This is a genomic window from uncultured Candidatus Kuenenia sp. (assembly GCF_900696675.1).
In the GTDB taxonomy this organism is placed as follows: Bacteria; Planctomycetota; Brocadiia; order Brocadiales; family Brocadiaceae; genus Kuenenia; species Kuenenia stuttgartiensis_A.
Genome location: NZ_CAADGZ010000019.1, coordinates 1 through 19,607, shown reverse-complemented (window position 1 = coordinate 19,607; position 19,607 = coordinate 1). Strand labels below are relative to the sequence as shown.

Here is a 19,607-nt window from a genome sequence, read left to right as displayed (position 1 = left end):
GCGACGGCAAATTGCAAATTGCAGATTGAGGACTGAGGACTATTTTCATGCTTGCTGAACTCTGGCTTTGCCAGCGTAGGGTAAAAAATGTTGCGACCTGGTACAGCTTCCACATTCAGGGCACCTGTCCAGCCTGCAATCCTGCGTTATTTCTTTTCGTGATGATCGTTCCGACTCCTGCAGGAGAAACGGCCTCACTACCCCGCAATTTATGTGTTCCCACGGCAAGATTTCATCCGTTTCTCTGGTACGATGGATGTAAAAATGCCAATCTATTCCTGCCCTATGAAACACATCCATCCACTTTTCAAATTGAAAATGCTCTTCCCATGCATCAAACTTACACCCATGCATCCACGCAGTATAAATAACCTTCCCGAGTCTTCTGTCTCCACGGGCAAAGATTCCTTCCAGAATACTACGCTCCGCCTTATGAAATTTTATGCGAATGTTTTTCCTTTTTATTCTCTGGTAGAGTCTTTCTCTTATTTCCTTAATCCTATCCATGGAAACCATCGGCTGCCACTGGTAGGGAGTATGGGCCTTCGGGATAAAAGGGGCAATGCTTATATTCACCTGGCCATAATGGCCTCTCACCTTTTTCATTACATCAGAAACGTCATAAGCCAATGCTGCAATTGCCTCAATGTCATCATCTGTTTCTGTGGGAAGACCTATCATGAAATACAGCTTTACCGCATTCCATCCCTGCCTGAACGCCTCTTCAATGCCTCTGAAAAAATCCTCATTCGTAATGTTTTTGTTTATTACTCTCCTGAGAGAAGGTTTCGCCGCTTCCAACGCTATCGTTAACCCTGATTTTCGTACCGTATTCAACATGGAAGGCAATAAAGCAAGCTGTTCATTCACCCTGAGAGAAGGAAACGCAATGTTTACATGCCTTGGTGCAAAAACATGATTCATTTTACCCATCAGTTGCTCTAAATGCGGATAATCGCTCACCGAAAGGGACATTAATGATATTTCATTATACCCTGTATTCGCATAAGATTCTTCCGCCAACCGCAGGATGTTCTCAACCGTCCGCGGGCGGGTCGGACGCTTGCTCATCCCCGCCTGGCAAAACCTGCAACCCTGTGTACACCCTCGCATGATCTCAATACTAATACGGTCGTGAATTATTTTTACAAAAGGAATAACCGGTTTCGTTGGATGGTATGCTGCGTTTAAATCCTCAATTGCGGCAGATCGGACAGAGGACGGTACGCCGGGGATTTTGGGGCGTATTTCTTTTATTGTATTGTCACTATTATAAAATACATCGTATTGTGAAGGCACATATGCATTTCTCATTTTTGTGCTAATAAGAAAAAGTTTTTCCTGCCGGGAAAGTTTTTGTTGTTTCATTTCTTTAAATAATTCAACAAATTGCGGTAAATTTTCCTCTCCATCGCCAACAAGAAAAACATCAATAAACTCCGCTAATGGTTCCGGCGAAATCGCTATTGCGCCACCCGCTATAACAAGGGGGTCTTCTTCTCCGCGAGCAGTGGATAAAACAGGAATGTTCGATAGATCCAGCATGTTGAGAATATTCGTATATGACAACTCGTACTGAACAGAAAATCCCAAAATATCAAACTCATGTAACGGCGTATATGTTTCCAACGAAAATAAAGGTTTCTTATGTGCTCTTAAAAGAGCCTCCATGTCGGTCAACGGTGCAAATGCCCTTTCACAGACAGTATCTTTGCGGTCGTTTAGCAATCCATACAGGATTTGCATCCCCGCATGGGACATTCCAATGCTGTAGGTATCCGGGAACGCCAGGGCTATCTTCACAGCAACATCGGAATGGTTTTTTACAATAACATTGCATTCTTTTCCAATATATTGTCCGGGCATTTCTACCTTTGGCAATATGTTTTCTACGATATATTTTCTAAGAGAATTCATACGTGTCCTTAATTATTCAGAGGCAAGATCGATCTTTGAACGGCTTTTTACATTAAACACAATAGAGAGGGCAATAAAAGAGGCAAGCATTGAAGATCCTCCATAGCTAATAAACGGCAGTGTCATCCCAACAATCGGAGCTATCCCTAAATTCATCGCGATATTAACGACAACCTGTGTCGCAAACATGGTGAACACTCCAACAACAACAAGGCGCCCGAATGGCTCCCTGGTATTCCTGGCAATGCCGAGCCCGCACATAAAAAAAACCACATAAAGAAATAAAATAAAACACGCCCTCAAAAACCCCCACTCTTCAGCAATAACGGCAAAAATAAAATCCGTATGCCTTTCGGGGAGAAATTTCAGTCTGTTTTGAGAGCCATTTCCCCATCCTGCTCCCAGCAACCCCCCTGAACCGACAGCAATAAGGGATTGAAGCCGATGATACCCTGCGCCCCAATCTGACGTCTTTTCAGGCCAAAGAACGCCAAGAATCCTCATCTTCTGATAGGGGTGCATCACAAAAAACCAAAGAAGTGGAGAGACGGCAAGCGACATACAAAACATTGATATGAGGTAAAAAATACGAATCCCGGCAACATACAACATGGCGATTAATACCGGAACCAATATAAGTGCTGTACCTAAATCAGGTTGTTTTATGATAAGGGCCATGGGAATTATAGTTAAAAGAATTGCAATCCCGACATCACACAACCCGAGCCCGTATTTTTTATACCTTAGAAATCTCGCAAGCGCAAGAATTAAGGTTATTTTCATAAACTCCGCCGGTTGTATCGAAAAGGAACCTATCGAAAACCATCGGCGTGTTCCTTTTACAGAATCTCCAAGAATCAACAACAAAACCAGAAGACAAAGTACGCAGACATAAATGATGTAGGAATAATACGCAAACAATAAATAATCAAAAGAAAGAAGAATGAAAAAAAATATAAATCCCATCCCAATCCATACAAATTGCTTCATTACAAATTTTTCATTTGATGCGCTTAAAATAAAAAATACCCCAATTATCAGCAGAATGCATATTACCGGGAAAATAATCCAATCAAAATTTTTTGTCCTGATATCACCAATCATCTTGCTTTAACACTCTCTAAAAATAGTTCTGTTTTTCACCTTTTCATCCTTAAGACGATTGCGCCAATTCCGGATATAAAAAAGATAATAACTCCTTTGCAATGGGAACTGCAATTGCACCGCCATGTTCAGAGGTATGTTCTACCAGTACGAGAAAAACGTATTGAGGCTTATCGTGCGGTGCATAGCCGGCAAACCATGCATGATTATCACCTGGACGGCCCGTTTCTGCCGTCCCGGTTTTGCCCGCTGCCTTGTAAACCTCCAAACCTTTATTTTGCGCCGTACCGCGGAGGACAACATCGTGGAGGGATTCACGTATAACGTTTAAAATTTCAGGACGAATATTGATTTTTTTCTCCTTGCTATGCGTGAAAGTTTTCACGGTTTCCCCATTTTTGTTTGTTATTTTCAGCATTACATGCGGCTGTACAAGTGTACCGCCATTCGCAATAGCAGCATACGCCCGAACCATCTGGAGGGGCGTGGTTAACAGTGCTCCCTGACCTATTGAAATGTTCATGGCAGTCGCCGTTGTCTGAATCTCCGGGAGGTTTCCAGCTTTTTCGAACAGAAGATCTATACCCGTTTCCTCGCCTATGCCAAATTTTTTTGCCCCGTCGTACAATAATTTTTTCTCGAGTCTTTTGGCCGTTTCAAAAAAGAAGACATTGCACGAAAAGGGAAGGGCATCTTCTATGGTTATCAACCCATGCCCGCTTTTCTGCCAGCACCGGAAAATGATATTTTTATAATTAGTATAGCCATTGCACTCATAACCAGTATGCGCATGTATATTGTTTTCATTCATTGCCGTTATTGCGGTAATTGCTTTAAAAATAGAACCCGGAGGCAAAGCGCCCTGTATCGCCCTGTCAAGCAATGGTTTTGCACTATCCTTATTAAGACGGGCAAAATCCTTATTCAATGTGTTGGGATTAAACCGGGGATTATTTACCATGGCGATTACTTCTCCCGTCCATGGTTCCATAACAATAATTACGCCACGGTTTTTCCCCAATGCCTTTTCCGCATGCGCCTGTATTTTGCTGTCAATCGTTAAATAAATATCATTACCCGGAACGGGCGGCCTTTCCAATACAATTTTTTCTATTTGAGTATTTTTGCAAATAATTTCTTCAAACCTTTTTCCCCGCATACCACGCAACTCTTCCTCATATTTCGCTTCAACGCCCGCCCTGCCAATAAGGTCGTCTTTCGCGTATCCTTCATAAAGCAACAAGGGATTTTCATCTGCTGAACGACCGGAATCTAAAACAAAATTATCCCATTTTTTACTGTATTCCTGCCATTCCTTACCGGTGAGTTTTCCCAAATATCCGAGTACATGAGAAGCAATCTCCTGCTTCGGATATACCCTCTTTGACCTTGGTGTAACACGCACTTCCGGGAATGTATCCTTTTCAACCTCAATCTGAATGGCCTTTTCTATCGGTACGTCATAAACGACAGGATAATATCCGTTCTCTTCTTTGATGAGGACAGGCTTTCCGAATTTTTTCTCCATGTTCTTTTTCAACTTTTCTACTTTCATAACCGCCTTTTTGGAATCTCTCAATAATTTATCACGTGAAGTATTTAATACACGGGACAAATTATCCATCCACGCCTCCATGTCTGCATGACATTCCTTGCATGATTTATCTGTATCTTTGTGCACCTTTAACTCCGCAACCCGTGGAACAGTATTGTTACCGTATACGATAGAACTATAGAGTAATTTCTTATATTTTACCGAGATATCGAAGGCATGGTGATCAATCGCCAAAACATCTCCTTGCCGGTCAAAAATGGTTCCCCGAACCGCCTCCAACGGATAGCTTCTGATTCTGCGTGTTTTGGATATTCCCTTGTATTTACTGGTTTCAATAATCTGCAAATAAAAAAGCCTTCCCGCAATACAAAAAATACAGAGTAAAAATAGTATTAAAATATGTTTATTCCGGTTAAAGTACATGGGTTATTCTCCCGTGGATCTGAAATTTTTGGCAGGTTGCAGCTTATTAAAGAGATAAAACAAAAATGGAGTAACGGCCGCCGTGTACGAAGAACAAATAAAGATCATCCATATCGTTGAAGAAATGTCTGCAGACCGGCAGGATATTGCAGTATGTAAGGCATAGAGTACATTATAGAGAAGAGAAAAAATAAATGTGACCAATATTTTAGTCACTAAATGTCCCCGAAATAACACTCCCCTTATTGACCATATAAAAAAACCGACTGCAACAAAAAAAATAGCATTAACCCCCAAGGTGCCTTCAGATAATAAATCTTTTGATATCCCAATAAACCAGCTCGTAACCACATTTCGTTTCACATCAATAAAAAAAGAATAAAAAACCACTAATGAAAAATAAAGATCGGGCGTTGCAGTGCCAATATTAATCCAATTCATCAATGTTGATTGAAAAAGGGAAATACATAGTAGTATGCAAAAAAAGGTTATCCAGCGCATGGCAATGTTTTAAAAATATTCAATCGTATCCTTGCAGAAAGATGCAGGGTGCTTTCCCCTGCAATGTTCATCGTTCACTCTAAGCTGGCATAGCCGGAAATAAAAAATACGAAACAAATTCTAATGACAAAATGATTTGAAATTCTAAACAAATGCATCTTTCGTATCTCGCATTTCATGCTTCATATTGTTGTATGTTTTGGATTTGTTTTGAATTTTATACTTTGTTATTAGAATTTGTTTCGTATTTCCGGCTTGTCCATGCGGGGGAATTGTAATTTACTGTAACACTTTCGTCTGGGGAACGAGCAGCAACCGTTTATATCAAATGTTTCTCCCCTACTCCTTTATTACCAAAACATTTTCAATCCTTGATATATTTACCAGGGGCAATGCTTTTACGCTTTGAAAAATAGCGCCGCCTTTCGTCTCATTCGCTATCACTGTAGCAATTGGCAGGGATGCTATATAAAATGATCCTACGTCAGAAGTTACGACTTTATCCGATTTTTTTAACGTCGTCCACCGCGGCACATATTTTAACTGACAATAAGGAGATGCATTACCTTCTATTATAACCTGGTCCCTTGTCCGGAGTATTCTTCCCGGAATACGTGATGCGGGATCGGTAATCAACCGAACCTGACTGGTTCTGGCTCCTGCAACAGAAATCACCCCGACTAGCGCATTTTTTGCCACTACAACATTATTGTCTTTAACGCCATGTTTTATGCCGACGTTAATAGTGATGCTTCTTCTGAAAATGGAGGTATCGTATCCAATAATGTCGGCCGGAATGATGTGAGATTTTGTTTTTTTTTGTTCTTTATGAAATTCAGAAACTGCGCTTAATTTATCTTGTAATTTGTAATTAGTATCCTGCAATTCAATAATTTTATTTTTAAGCTCTGCAACTTCATTTTCCCGTTCCGTATTTGTCTCATTTTCCGCCCAAATATATGCAATTCTATGGAAAAAATCACTTGCCGTATTGCTGGATAAACACGTCGCCCACTGAAATGGCCTGACTGGCATTACACATGCCATTTTTATTCCATTTGAAACGTTAAGAGGCAGGAATAATAGTAGTAAGGAAATGGTAAGAACGAGGGTTGTAATAGTGAATGGACGAGATAAGATCTCGTTAAAATTAGGTTTGGAGGTCCTCATCATATAAAACAGCTTTAAATAAATCCAGATTTTCAAGGAGGTATCCTGTACCCTTTGCAACAGCAGTTAAGGGATCGTCAGCGACTCTCACCGGCAGGCCGGTTTCTTCCGCCAGCAGTGTATCCAGCCTTTTAATTAAAGCACCACCCCCTACCAATACTAAACCATTGGTTAGTAAGTCGGATGCAAGTTCCGGGGCAGTTTTTTCCAGGGTGGCCTTCACAGCATGCACTATCTTATCAATGGGTTCTTTTAACGCCTCACGGATCTCTTCGGAACCAATATTCGTGGCCCTTGGCAACCCGGCAATTGCATCCCTTCCGCGAACTTCCATTTTCAATTCTTCTTCCAGCGGGTAGGCAGACCCTATCAATATCTTTATTTGTTCCGCCGTTCGATGCCCTATGTCAAGGTTGTAAGTCTTCCTCACATACTGAACAATCGCCTCATCCAGCTCGTCTCCCGCAATTCTAAGGCTTTCGTGAGTAAATATATCGCCAAGGCAAAGCACAGCAACCTCTGTTGTGCCTCCCCCTATATCAACAACCATACTTGCTTCCGGTTCCCCGACGGGAAGTCCCACTCCAATTGCGGCGGCCTTTGGTTCTGAAACAAGGTACACTTCGCGTGCTCCGGCCCTTTCCGCCGAATTCACCACCGCTCGTTTTTCTACCGCAGTGATCCCGGACGGTATCGCAATCAATATCCTTGGCCGTACGCCCCATTTGCGCTTGTGAACCTTTGTGATAAAGTATTTCAGCATTGCTTCCGTAATATCGAAATCCGCAATTACGCCATTTTTAAGCGGACGAATAACGGAAATGCTGCTCGGCGCTTTTTCCAGCATAGATTTTGCGACAATCCCTACCGCCCTGCCGTTCAAAAGAACTTTGTTTGTACCGGGCTTTACCGCCACCACGGAGGGTTCCGACAATACAATGCCATGACCGGGTATGCAAACAAGTGTGTTTGCAGTACCAAGATCAATCCCCATATCTGTTGAAACAAAGCCCAAAATAAAGTCTAACGGATGCATTTTTATTCTCTGGAAATGTACCCCCGCAGCAGTGCTTATTTTCTGCAAGTATAATAAATAGAATAGTTAACAATTAAATCGGAATTATACGTTTATTATTTACAGAATGTCAAGTGTAAAGTCTTTTTAAAAAAGAGGATAAAACCATGCCCCCGGTCAATGTTAAACAAACAAGGGAAAACCAATCTCCGTATAGCGTATAATAGGTATTATCGCTTTTAACCAGTTTAATCCGGTTTAACAGAACGCCGCTTATCTCTTTTTGCCTCCCTTCGGAGTCAGTTAGTTTACTATATATATTCCCGTCAGGACTCACAAATGCCGATATCCCCGTATTTGCTGCACGCGCCATGCCTGTACGATTTTCTATTGCTCTAAATACCATTATTGCAAGATGTTGCTCCAATTCCGCGCTATCATGAAACCATCCATCATTTGTCACGTTAAATATAAAATCCACCCCCTGCTTTTTCAGATTCCTTAGCAAGGCGGGAACCGTGTCTTCATAGCAAATAGATGCTCCAAAACGAAAGGTTTGATTTTGCAGTGTCTTAAGATGAAATAAGGTGGGGGCTTTCCCGGGCGACAACCCAACAGAATAAGGCACTAGTTTCGCTAAAAAAGGAAAATATTTTTTCAGCGGAGTAAATTCACCAAAAGGCACCAGGTGGATCTTGTCGTATCTGTCCAGCAGTTTTCCGTTTATTCCATAAAAATAAACGCTGTTAAAATATCGTTGATCATCTTCCGAAAGAACCAGTGAAATACCACCCAGGAGGAGGTTTGCATTCAATTCCTGCGCTAGCTGAACTACTGTAAGCTGCGATAGATAATCAATTTTTCTTCCCGTAAGGTCAGGGTTGATATTAAGTATCCCCGGCACCATCGTTTCCGGCCAGACGACAATATCTACCGGTTCCCCTTTAACGCGTACAGATAAATCATAATATTTTCTTAACGTATCAACTTCTTCCTCTTCCGACGGCGCTGCTTTCACGTCCTGCGGGATATTCCCCTGCACCAGACATACAACAGGCCCGTCATACGGCTTATAACCTTTAATCCAATGTACTCCATACCATAACGCCCCAATAACAAATAGCGGCGGTAAAATATACGATAAATAAATAAACTCGTGTTTTCTTCCAACCCAAAGGGCTATTTCTTCATTTTTTTCATTTCCTTTCTCTTTAAGAAAACAATGTGCGATTAACCACGCAATATACGCATTCACCATAATAATAATAAACGATACGCCGGAGACTCCTGTAATGTCACATATTTGTATTACCGGCAAACAGCGGTATTGAGTGTGGCCTGCGAAAAACCAGGGAAACCCTGACAAGAGATGGGATCGTACATATTCCAAAGCTATCCACACACATGGGGCCACAAAAACTATGGGTAACTTTAATTTTAAAACGGCCCTTCGAATGCAAAAAGCAAAGCAGAGGAAATAGAGCGCACAATAAAGACTTAATAACAACCACGCCGCATAGGTAACATGCCGCAGCCATGAAAGCTCTGTGAAAAAAAAGAACAACCCTACAAGATATGAAGAAAGAAGGACATGCTTCTTTCCCCGGATAATAAGGATAAACCACGGTACAAGTGCAAACCAGCCAAAATACCCTAAATCTGCAGGAGGAAAGGAAAGGCAGAAAAAAAGAATGGTTAAAAAGGAAAGGCCTGTAATTTGAATAATTTCTTTATTTCTCAACACAGGTTATCGAGGAGGATAATATCAACAAATTGTCCTTTGGAAAGTTTTTCTGTTTCTTCAGGGATAATAAGAAGGCAATTCGCCTTTGTCATTGCCAATAAATCAGCGGAACCATGCCATTCAACAGGAGAAACAGACCATGTATTTTCTTTCCATTGACACCGTGCAGGGCGAAACTCGCGGCGTCTTCTTTTCGTGGAAATATCCGTTTCTAACAATGCCGCTACCGTTGTTCTGCACAAAGAAGAAAAACCCATTAATTTCCGTATCGCCGGATAGATAAACAATTCGAACGTAACCAGTGAAGCAACAGGGTTCCCGGGCAGTGCAAAAATCAATGTTTTGTCCTTTTTCCCGAAGATAACGGGTTTTCCCGGCCGTAACGCCACCTTTTCAAAATAAATACGCACCCCTGCTTCTTTCAAAACATCTCCGACAAGATCATATTCTCCCATTGAAACCCCGCCGGAAAGAATCAGGACATCCTTCTGCAGCCCACGCGTCATTATCTCCACAATGTCTTCTTTCCTATCTCCGGCAATGCCCAGTATTTCAACCCCTGCATTCATTCGCCTTGCCTGTGCTGCCAGGGAATAACTGTTGCTGTTTCTTATTTGTACAGGAGACGGTTTTTCATCAACGTTTACCAGTTCATTCCCTGTAGAAATGATGCCAACGGCAGGGGCAGGATATACTCTTACTACAGACTTTCCCACTGTTGCGAGTATCCCTATTTCCTGTGGACGAATCTGCATCCCTGCATGAAGAACTATTTGCCCGATTTGCATATCCTCGCCACGGTTGGAAATATTGGCTCCGGTTTTAACAGATTTCAATATTTTTACCCGGTCTTCTGTCCCGGTATCGTCCGTATCCTCAAACCTGACTACCGCATCCGCACCTTCCGGAACGGATGCGCCGGTCATAATTTTAGAAACACACCCCTGCGATACCTTCTTTGCAGGCATATCTCCCGCCGCAATATTTTCAATAATTTTTAATACGACGGGCGCGGTTTTCGTATCTTCCGCAATCACAGCGTATCCGTCCATGGCAGAACGATTGAAGGGGGGCATGTCAATGTCGGACCTTACGTCTTCTGCAAGACAAAAATCCCGTGCGTCCTCAAAGTACACCTCTATGGGCACTAAAGGACTTACATTTTCAATAATAATTTTCTTTGCTTCATCTACTGAAATCATGGTTAGCTATGTTAAATTAACAATAATGGTATGTCAAGTATTGTTACGCCGACGAAAATAAACAAGCGCTTCCGACACCGTTGTATCAACACTATTTACAGACTTATTGTGACAGCGCCTCACCACTTTACAAATGAATAGTAAAGGTGGCGGTTGTCTGCTAAAATACGAATGCATTTTTCTGTAAGGGGTGGATGAGCTATTACGAATTTATTTCGGATTTTACCATTAAATATTTTGACAAAAGTGCGAAGAAATACCTTTTAGGGTACTAACTCTTTGCCCTCTGTGAAAGGAGGACGCGTTGAATCATTCCGTAGTAAAATATCCTATCTTCTGCTGGTTCATATTGTTTTTCCCCCTTTGTTTTTACGGATGCGCCTCGTTAAGCAACAAAGACCATCCTTTTCATTTTGATAGACAACATGCAATAATTTCGCAGAGAGAAGGGTGGCAAGTCCTTCCGGATGAAAAGGAGGGTATCATTCTATGGAATGAAGAACACCATGCCGCAATTGTCATGCTTTATAGTCCTTCCGGCAATAAAAAACTCACACCCGATCTGCTCAATCATCAACTGTTTATTGGCATCAGGAACAAGGATATTGTATTGAAAGAACCGTTAATCATTGACGGCAAGGACGCACTGCATTCATTATTATTGGGGGAACTCGACAGCAGAAAATTTAAATTTGACTCCTATACTATAAAAGGAGAGGGCATTGTTTGCGACATCGTCTATTTTGCACCTCCCGATTTTTTTGACGCCAAGCATGAAGACTTCCTTACATTAATACAAACATTCAAATTCCCAGCACAATAACATATCTGCCGGGTATTGTAATGGGTCTGGTTTCTACCCTGTCTTGAGTGTTAAAATCTACAGGCAAGCCGTATTTCTCCTCCAAAAGAATTTCATCTAATGCATTGAAGGCAAAAAACTCTCTGTTCAAAAAACTAAAGTGTTACTAAATTTTAGAAAATAGGATATTATAACAGATCGTAGAGACAGGCTTATAGGTCTTAGCAAATAAAGGGATATTTGAAGCGATGGAGAAGTCCCTTCCAGCCCGGGTGTATTCCCGATTTTTTGTGATTTCCGCCATGTTTTAATGAAACGTTGCAGTAGTGTTAACCCTGACAGGGTTGTTTTGCCCCGACTCCATGAACGCTTACAAACAATCGGGAATGCACCCTCCAGCCCTGCACCCCCGCCAGCGGGGGACAGGCAGATGCAGCACGTATAAGGATTTACCGGTGATTGTTGATTCCTTAACTTAACACGTATGCCCAAACCACTTCTTTTTATGGGTGTAAGCTGTAATTTTGTTGCGGCCTTTTTTCTTTGACTCGTATAGGGCCTTATCCGCAAAGTCGATGAAATCACCTTGTTTAAATTCATCCTTAGCAGGACTCATTGTTGCCACTCCAAAACTTGCTGTTACCTTGTATTCGTTAATATCATCAATAAAGATATGAGAGGCAATGACCTCGCGTAATTTTTCAGTAATCTCTGCGGCATCTTCCGCTGCCGTTTCTACCAAAACAAGAATGAATTCTTCGCCGCCGTACCGGGCAATAAGATCGTAATCACGGAGGTTTTTTTTAACCAGTTTGCACAATTCTTTTAATATAAAATCGCCCGCCGGATGTCCGTAGCTATCATTAAATTTTTTAAAGTGATCAACATCAAAGAGTACCAGGCTCACAGATGTTTTCTTGCGCAGTGACCTGCGGATTTCCGTTTCAAGAAAATTTTGAAAGTACCGATGGTTGTACACATCAGTCAGTCCATCTATATTGGCAAGTTTTTCTAGCCGTTTATTTTTTTCTTCCAGGTCATTAGCCAGCTTCTGCAGTTCCATCTTGGCGGCAATGAGTTCCTTGTTCATCTGTTCGTATGACAGATTAATAAGGCTTAACGCAATGTTGGCTTCCTGCAGGATTTCCTCGACGGGTTTTGGATTCTGTATCTGGAAATCAAAAAAACTGGCAACTTCCGCTATTTCCGTATGTACCTTTCTGAGTATCCTGTTAATAACCGTATTATCGAAGCCAAGCATTTTTCCGGATTTTTCTAAAAACTGCTGATGGTAGTCCTGCGGCTTATTGGAAAACAGTATATTGGTAATCATCCCCGATAAGTAAACTACATTTGTAGCAGTTCTGAGTTTGTTATTGCCTTCTTTGTAACTTTCAGGGTTGTGATGAAATTGTATAGGGACGAGCAATTCCGCCGGGAACCCCCAATTTCGTGTGACTTCGTACCCAATAAGTGCATGGTCCGCACCGATAATTCGCCGTTCAATTTCTATGATATCTCTTTTGTCATCGGTGAGCGCTATCAGTGTTTGTTCATATTGTTGTGGAAAGGCTCGTGCAAGAATTAATCCTCCGATATCCTGCAGGAGTGCGGCAATAAATATTTCTTCAGGGTCTGTTTTATCTATTTCTGCCATAATAAGTTTTGCAGCAACTGCAGCAGAAAGTGATTTTTGCCAATGTTTTTCGTAATCAAAGACTTCATTTTTGTAATTGGTTTTGATGGTAAGAAATGAAACAGAGAGGACGAGGCTTCGTATCGCATTTTTTCCGATATTCGACACAGCCTGATGAACTGTGCTGATTTTACTAGAAAAACTGTAAAAGGAAGAATTGGCAATTTTTAATATTTTAGCCGAGATGGCGATGTCTTTCGAAATCAAATGAGCTATTTCTGCCATACTTGTTTCCGGGTTCGACGTAATCGAGATAAGTTTTGATGCAACGGTGGGCAACGTAGGTAAAGAGGGTGAATCGAGCACAGTTTTCAAAACTTCTCTATTTGCCATTGAGGAATCCTTTTTCAAAAAGGGCCGTTTAAAAATGCCTATTCTTTTGAGGCATATTATACAGGAGAGGATACAAAAAATCTATAGCGCAGCCTTTGAGTGCAACAAAATTCGAAATTCGAATGACAAAAAATCAACGTGTTATGCTAAATATTGTTGACATTCATTTTGTAATAAATAGTATTAAACGTGTGGGAAAATATTGTGTGACCTGTATGCGTTCTTACAAATGAATAGTACTTTTTAAAACCGCTTTCGCATTACAATTTAAACAAGGAGGACATATGAAAATTGTTAAATTTGCCGTAATGGGTTATCTGTTGTCTTTTGTAGTTATCAGCGCCGCAATACTGCCATTTGCTTCTGCCGGTGGGTTGATTGATATGGCTTTTGGAAGAGATATAAAATCAGACCGATCAAAAGAACCTATCAAGCCTATTCCAATTAATTTTGACAACAACAGGGCAAAGACTGATTTGGGGAAAAGATTATTTTTTGAACCTCGATTGTCCAAATCCGGATGGATTACCTGCAATTCCTGCCACAACCTTTCAACCGGCGGAGCGGATAACCTCCCAACTTCTATCGGACACAAATGGATGTCGGGATCCATAAACTCACCGACTGTACTGAACTCAAAATTTAATCTGGCGCAATTCTGGGACGGGCGTGCCAGGGATTTGAAGGAACAGGCAAAGGGTCCCATAGCAAATCCTATGGAAATGGCTTCCAGTCACGACCTTGCGGTAGAGGTACTGCAATCAATACCGGAATACGTGAAGTGGTTTAAAGAGGTTTACGGTGAGGAGGGCATTACCATTGATACTGTTGCAGACGCCATCGCTGCATTTGAAGAAACGTTAACCACTCCCAATGCAAGGTTTGATTTGTGGTTAAGGGGGTATGACAGGATTTCCAAAACAGAGGAAGAAGGGTATGCCCTCTTTAAGGAAAAAGGTTGTATCGTTTGTCATAACGGAGTTGGTGTTGGCGGCGGTTCCTTTCAAAAGTTTGGTATCGCAAAGCCCTATGAAAAAGACACCGGGACGCTTGGACGGTATAATGTAACAAAGGCAGTTGAAGATAAATACGTATTCAAGGTTCCACTGCTAAGAAACATTGAACTCACTGCCCCCTATTTCCACGATGCCAGCACATGGAGACTGGCAGAAGCGGTACAGGTAATGGCAGCATATCAGCTTGGAATAAAACTTACCGAGGATGAGACAAACAAGATTGTCGCATTTCTAAAAACCCTGACCGGAGACCGGCCTGAAATTATTTATCCCGTTTTGCCGCCTTCGAATGTGAACACCCCGCAGCCAAACCGGAATTAATTTTCTGCGTTGGTTGTCACGGAGGTTTTCCTTTATTATACGGGGGCGCTGTTTTCTTCGTGGAGAAAAGGTTTTTTTTGATATGAAATTATTTTGCCCTGCAATATGCGGTCATTTTATATTTCAAACCTGTCAAAATCTTCTGCAATAACTATCTCTCCATCATAAATAATTTTGAGTTCGGCAAGCAGGTTTGCGTTATTTTTTATAGCTTCACTGCAAACGGGGTAGAAATGTGTGAGTATCAGCTTTTTGCATTGCGCTTTTTGTGCGATTTGAGCGCACAGATGGGGAGTAAGATGCCCTTCAGTTTTTTTATCATCGGGAAAAGAGCATTCGAGAACGAACAGATCGGTATTTTTTGCCAGAAGAATTATGCCTTCACAGTAATCAGTATCTCCGGAATAAGCAATTGTCCTGCCCGCAGAAGATTCTATCCTGTAACCGATGCTTTGTGATGAATGCCGCACGGGTTCTGCAGTAATTTTCCATCCGTCATAAGTGAGTACGCCCCTCTCTATTTCTTCCAGATGGAGGTCAAATGTCTTTGGAGTAATCGTGTTGCCATAAACAGAAACTAATCCCTGATGGAACTTGTGCAAACCACAGGGGCCTGTAATGTAAAGAGGTTTTGTCCTCACAGGAGAATCATATTTCATGGCGAAAAGGAAGGAGACGAGATCCAGGGAGTGGTCGGGATGGAAGTGCGAATAGTAGATATAATCAACATCCGCATACGTAACGCCGGCAAGAAGCAACTGGCGTAATGAACCTGGGCCTGTGTCAAATACAAGGTGTTTGTCTTTTACTTTTATCAAAGTACACGGATATGCCCTTGTTTTTGAAGGTGCTCCTGTGCCAGAGCCGATGATGGTCAATTCCATTTTTAAAAATTATCGCTGTACATCAACCAAAAAGAATTTAACCACTAATAAAAACTTACCTCGAAAGTCGGCAATCGGCAAATTGCAGATTGCCGACTGTTTTCAACTTTTAAATCTATGCCCCCAGTCCCTTTCTGGATGGGATTTCCGGGTGGGTGTACTATTGCTATATCTTTAACCCTATTTCAACCCCCTCAGCAATTGCCTCAAGGGCTGTTCTGCCTTCTTTTGCATCGCCAATGGTATATACTTCAGGAACGAAGGATTGAAGCATTGGTTCAAGCTCCGTGTTGTGCTGATGCAGTGTGGGAATGACTATCGTGTCAAACCCCTCAATCTTTTCGTCAGGCTGCCTCCTGCGGCTTATGACAATGTAATCGCTCCCTATTTCAGTCACTTTCGCATTTACAATAAGCGTGGCCCTTTGTTTTCTCAGGCGTTCGCATACATGAAACCTGGGGTGTGCAACCAGTCCAAGCCCCAGAACACGCCTCATTTCAATAACGGAAACCTTCTTTCCCCGCGAAGAAAGAAAGTCAGCTAATTCGCATCCTTCTGCGGCGCCACCGATAATTGCTACGTTATTGCCAATAGTGTCCGGAGAGGAAAACGCCTGCTTGACGGTTAATGCGCCGTTTTCCTGCATACCATTTATTTCGACAGGAACGTCTTTGGCTCCCATCGCAAGGACTACTACGTCAGCCGCAAATTGTTTAATGTTATCCTCGTTTGCTTCTTTGTTTAGCGCTACCGGGATATTATTCTTTTCTACTTGTTTTGTTATATACCGGAGATACTTCTTTACAGGTTCCTTTTTCGGAGGCATGGAAGCATAGCGCAAATTACCTCCGAGTTCGCCGCTTTTTTCCCACAACGAGACGTCGTGCCCTCTGCCCGCCAGTGTTATGGCCGCAGACATACCCGCAGGGCCTCCACCGACAATCAACACCTTTTTTGGTTTTGTGGTTTGTTGCAAATGAAAGCGTTCGTCTTTTCCAATATAGGGGTTTACCGTACAAATGAGTTTTTTATCCGAGATGCTTTCGATACATCTGTTGCAGCTTAAGCACACCTGTATATCATCAAGATTTCCTTCTTTTACCTTATTCGGCCAACAGGGGTCGGCAATAAGCGAACGTCCCAGAACAATAAGATCTGCCTTGTTTTCTTTCAGCACTTCTTCCGCCATTGCGGGATCCTGAATCCTTCCCACGGACAACACAGGTATGTTTACAATTGCCTTAATCCCTTCCGCGAGGTGAATGAAACATCCTTCCTCCAGATAATAGCAGGGTATGTTAAAAAAGGCCGATGCATAATTACACGCTGATACATGAATGGCGCTAGCCCCCGCCCTTTCCAGTATCTTTGCAATTTCTTTGCTCTCTTCCAGCTTCAGTCCTGTTTCGGTATACTCATCCGCGCTGATCCGGCAAATAACAGGGTAATCCGCCGGAACCTTTTTTCTTATCTCTTCAACAATTTCTCTCCCGAACCGTGCCCTTCGCGAGGTGTCGCCTCCATAATCGTCCGTTCGTGTATTGGACTCAGCCGAGAAAAACTGATTCACAAGATACCCGTGCGCCATGTGAATTTCTACGCCGTCAAACCCGGCTTTTAACGCCCGTTCCGCACCGCAGGCAAAGGCATTGATAATCGCTTTAATCTCGTCGATGGTCAATTCCTTCGGCATTTCCTTTGTTAAAGGACTGGGTATAGCCGAAGGGGCAACTGTTCCCGTTCCGGTAAAATACGGAAGTGCTTCTCTGCCCGCATGGCTTAACTGAAGTACGATCTTCCCTTCTACCGCATGAACGGCATCAACAAGGTTTTTTAATTCAGGAATGAACGTATCATTGTAAATGCACATCATGCCGTCATTGACCCTGCCTGCAGGGTCAACAGCAGTGTTTTCCACCGTAATATATCCTGCGCCGCCAAGGGCGCGTTCTCTGTAATAATTGATGAGTTCTTTAGTGACAAAACCTTCCGCATTGCAGAGATGCGTCTCCATAGGAGACATCACAATACGATTCCTGATATTCAGAGAACCAATGCGAAAGTGGCTGAAAAGATTGGGAAATGCTGTCATTTGTAATACGGTCTCCAAAAATAGGTGAGAGAAAAACTGTGATATACGTGCCAATAGTCAGTCGGCAATCGGCAGCCGGCAAATTTCAGATTTAATATTGCAGACTGTGGATTGCCAACTGACTATTGGCTTCAGAAACTCAAAACCCCTGCAATACTGCATCCCGGGATTTTCCTGTCACGGGATTGTAGAGGGTGTCCCTTTCAACAGATTCACGCCCAGCCTCCCTGATCAATCGAATAATTTCAGTTACGGAAAGTGCTTCAGGAGTATTAGCTCCCGCGGCATGGGTAATCTTTTCCTCCTGCACGGTGCCGTCAATATCGTCCACCCCGAAACTGAGGGAAATCTGGGAAAGTTTGATGCCCAGCATGATCCAGAACGCCTTGAGGTGGTCAAAATTGTCAAGCATCAGACGGCTGATGGCAATTACCTTTAGATCAAGCATAGCAGTCGTGTTTGCATAAAAAGACAATTCAGTGTTTTTGGGGTGGAATGCAAGCGGAATAAAAGACATAAACCCGCCTGTTTCATCCTGCAATTCCCTAAGTTTTATGAGATGATTGATTCTGTCTTCCGGTGTTTCCACATGGCCATACAGCATAGTGGCATTGCTTCTGAGGCCTAGATTGTGGGCTTCTCTCATTACCTGAAGCCATCTTTCCCCGCTGATCTTTTCCGGACAGAGTTTTTCCCGAACATGCGGAGAGAACACCTCTGCGCCTCCGCCGGGAAGAGAACCCAGCCCAGCCTCTTTCAGTTTTTTCAGGGTATCCGTTACGGAAAGCCCTGCTATTTGTGACAGGTGTTCAATCTCTACGGCAGTAAATGCCTGTATGTGAATATCAGGATGTTTTTCGTGAATTGCATTCAGCATTTCGACATAAAAATCAAAGGGAAGTTCAGGGTGTAAACCGCCCACGATGTGGAATTCCGTTGCTCCCTCCAGCGAAGCAGCAGCGGCCTTGTCCATGATTTCCAGCATGTCCATGGCATATCCGTTGGTGTCTTCCTGTTTTTTGCTAAACGCACAAAACTTGCACTGGTTCTTGCAAATGTTGGAATAATTGATATGGCGGTTAATGATATAGTATGCCGTGTTGCCGTTCTTCCACTCCCGGATGCTGTTGGCAACAAGACCTATATGAAGGAGATCATTCGATTTGAAAAGCCGCACGCCGTCTTCAAATCCTAAACGTTTCTGCTGTTCCGCCTTTTGAAGAATGTCATAAATAGAAGATTGTTTTAAAAGCCGTTCCATTATTGAAAAAATATCAGAAATGTACTTTTAAATCAAGGACTATAGTATTGCTCTGCAAAAACCTCTTTTTTTGTAAGTTTTTGTAGATTGAAGATTGTTACCTGAATCTTGTGCCAAACAGACCGCTTCCGTTTGATTGCCAATTCCAAGTCGTTTTATGCGTACATACCCGTTTTTTTTCTCAAAAACAGTAACAGGTAGCGGCAAGGTGTGTCTTGCCGCTACCTGGAAACGTACTGGCGCTGGAAACTACATTTGCGGGTTCAGGTTGCAAGCCAATGTCATTAAGTAGATAGGATACCATAACAGATCGTAGAGACAGGTTTGAAACCTGTCTCTATAATCAGGAGCAGCCTGTCTTCCTGTCAATCATATACAGGCCGCTCCTACGGAGCTATTTACCTGTTGAATTTTATTGCGCTACAAACAGACCGCCCCTAAAGAGGCTACATTGCTTTTTATGTCCCCTTGGATTTTTCAAATAACTAAGGTGCTATGAATTATTTAATCAAAAACAATACCCTTTTTCCGCCTTTATTAAGGGGGACTTTTGCGGCCGTTTGCTTAACTT

General features: G+C 42.4%; 13 protein-coding genes. 2 read left to right on the top strand and 11 right to left on the bottom strand.

The annotated features are described in order from the left end of the window. Window positions 1-45: 45 nt before the first annotated feature. The 7 genes from QZT26_RS04960 to glp form a co-directional block, all read right to left on the bottom strand. Window positions 46-1,917 (bottom strand): TIGR03960 family B12-binding radical SAM protein, encoded by a 1,872-nt coding sequence (locus QZT26_RS04960; protein ID WP_164994452.1) that lies wholly within the window; start codon window positions 1,915-1,917, stop codon window positions 46-48. A gap of 12 nt (window positions 1,918-1,929) precedes the next feature. Then, entirely contained in the window at window positions 1,930-3,021 is a 1,092-nt protein-coding gene (gene rodA, locus QZT26_RS04955) for a rod shape-determining protein RodA (RefSeq protein ID WP_099324870.1), read from the bottom strand. Window positions 3,022-3,070: 49 nt separating this feature from the next. After that, entirely contained in the window at window positions 3,071-4,999 is a 1,929-nt protein-coding gene (gene mrdA / locus QZT26_RS04950; RefSeq protein ID WP_164994451.1) for a penicillin-binding protein 2, read from the bottom strand. Between the two features lie 840 nt (window positions 5,000-5,839). Then, entirely contained in the window at window positions 5,840-6,547 is a 708-nt protein-coding gene (gene mreC, locus QZT26_RS04945) for a rod shape-determining protein MreC (protein ID WP_157820471.1), read from the bottom strand. 103 nt (window positions 6,548-6,650) lie between these two features. After that, the gene (locus QZT26_RS04940) at window positions 6,651-7,706 is read right to left on the bottom strand and encodes a rod shape-determining protein (RefSeq protein ID WP_099324874.1); all 1,056 of its coding nucleotides are present in this window, start codon (window positions 7,704-7,706) and stop codon (window positions 6,651-6,653) included. A gap of 109 nt (window positions 7,707-7,815) precedes the next feature. Further along, window positions 7,816-9,429, bottom strand: coding sequence for an apolipoprotein N-acyltransferase (gene lnt / locus QZT26_RS04935; RefSeq protein WP_295101050.1), 1,614 nt, complete (start codon window positions 9,427-9,429; stop codon window positions 7,816-7,818). Continuing rightward, a complete protein-coding gene (glp, locus tag QZT26_RS04930; RefSeq protein WP_295101048.1) occupies window positions 9,423-10,631 on the bottom strand; it encodes a gephyrin-like molybdotransferase Glp in 1,209 nt (402 codons plus the stop codon). Before glp ends, lnt begins: the two co-directional genes overlap by 7 nt. 304 nt (window positions 10,632-10,935) lie before the next feature. Here glp and QZT26_RS04925 point away from each other — a divergent pair, with 304 nt between their 5' ends. Then, window positions 10,936-11,454, top strand: a complete 519-nt coding sequence (locus tag QZT26_RS04925; RefSeq protein ID WP_295101047.1) for a hypothetical protein — start codon at window positions 10,936-10,938, stop codon at window positions 11,452-11,454. 454 nt (window positions 11,455-11,908) lie between these two features. Here QZT26_RS04925 and QZT26_RS04920 read toward each other — a convergent pair whose 3' ends face one another. Next, on the bottom strand, window positions 11,909-13,462 hold the full coding sequence (locus QZT26_RS04920; RefSeq protein WP_295101046.1) for a GGDEF domain-containing protein: 1,554 nt from the start codon (window positions 13,460-13,462) through the stop codon (window positions 11,909-11,911). A gap of 284 nt (window positions 13,463-13,746) precedes the next feature. On the opposite strand from QZT26_RS04920, the gene QZT26_RS04915 reads away from it, so the two are divergent. Further along, window positions 13,747-14,799, top strand: a complete 1,053-nt coding sequence (locus tag QZT26_RS04915) for a cytochrome-c peroxidase (RefSeq protein ID WP_169703192.1) — start codon at window positions 13,747-13,749, stop codon at window positions 14,797-14,799. Between the two features lie 116 nt (window positions 14,800-14,915). Here QZT26_RS04915 and QZT26_RS04910 read toward each other — a convergent pair whose 3' ends face one another. From QZT26_RS04910 to mqnE, 3 genes are all read right to left on the bottom strand, one after another. Next, window positions 14,916-15,683: a ribonuclease Z gene (locus QZT26_RS04910; RefSeq protein WP_099324896.1), complete on the bottom strand. Its 768-nt coding sequence runs from the start codon at window positions 15,681-15,683 to the stop codon at window positions 14,916-14,918. Between the two features lie 166 nt (window positions 15,684-15,849). Continuing rightward, complete coding sequence (locus QZT26_RS04905) at window positions 15,850-17,775, bottom strand: NAD(P)/FAD-dependent oxidoreductase (protein WP_164994448.1); 1,926 nt, start codon at window positions 17,773-17,775, stop codon at window positions 15,850-15,852. Between the two features lie 139 nt (window positions 17,776-17,914). Beyond that, window positions 17,915-19,036, bottom strand: a complete 1,122-nt coding sequence (gene mqnE, locus QZT26_RS04900) for an aminofutalosine synthase MqnE (protein ID WP_295101044.1) — start codon at window positions 19,034-19,036, stop codon at window positions 17,915-17,917. Window positions 19,037-19,607: the final 571 nt, after the last annotated feature.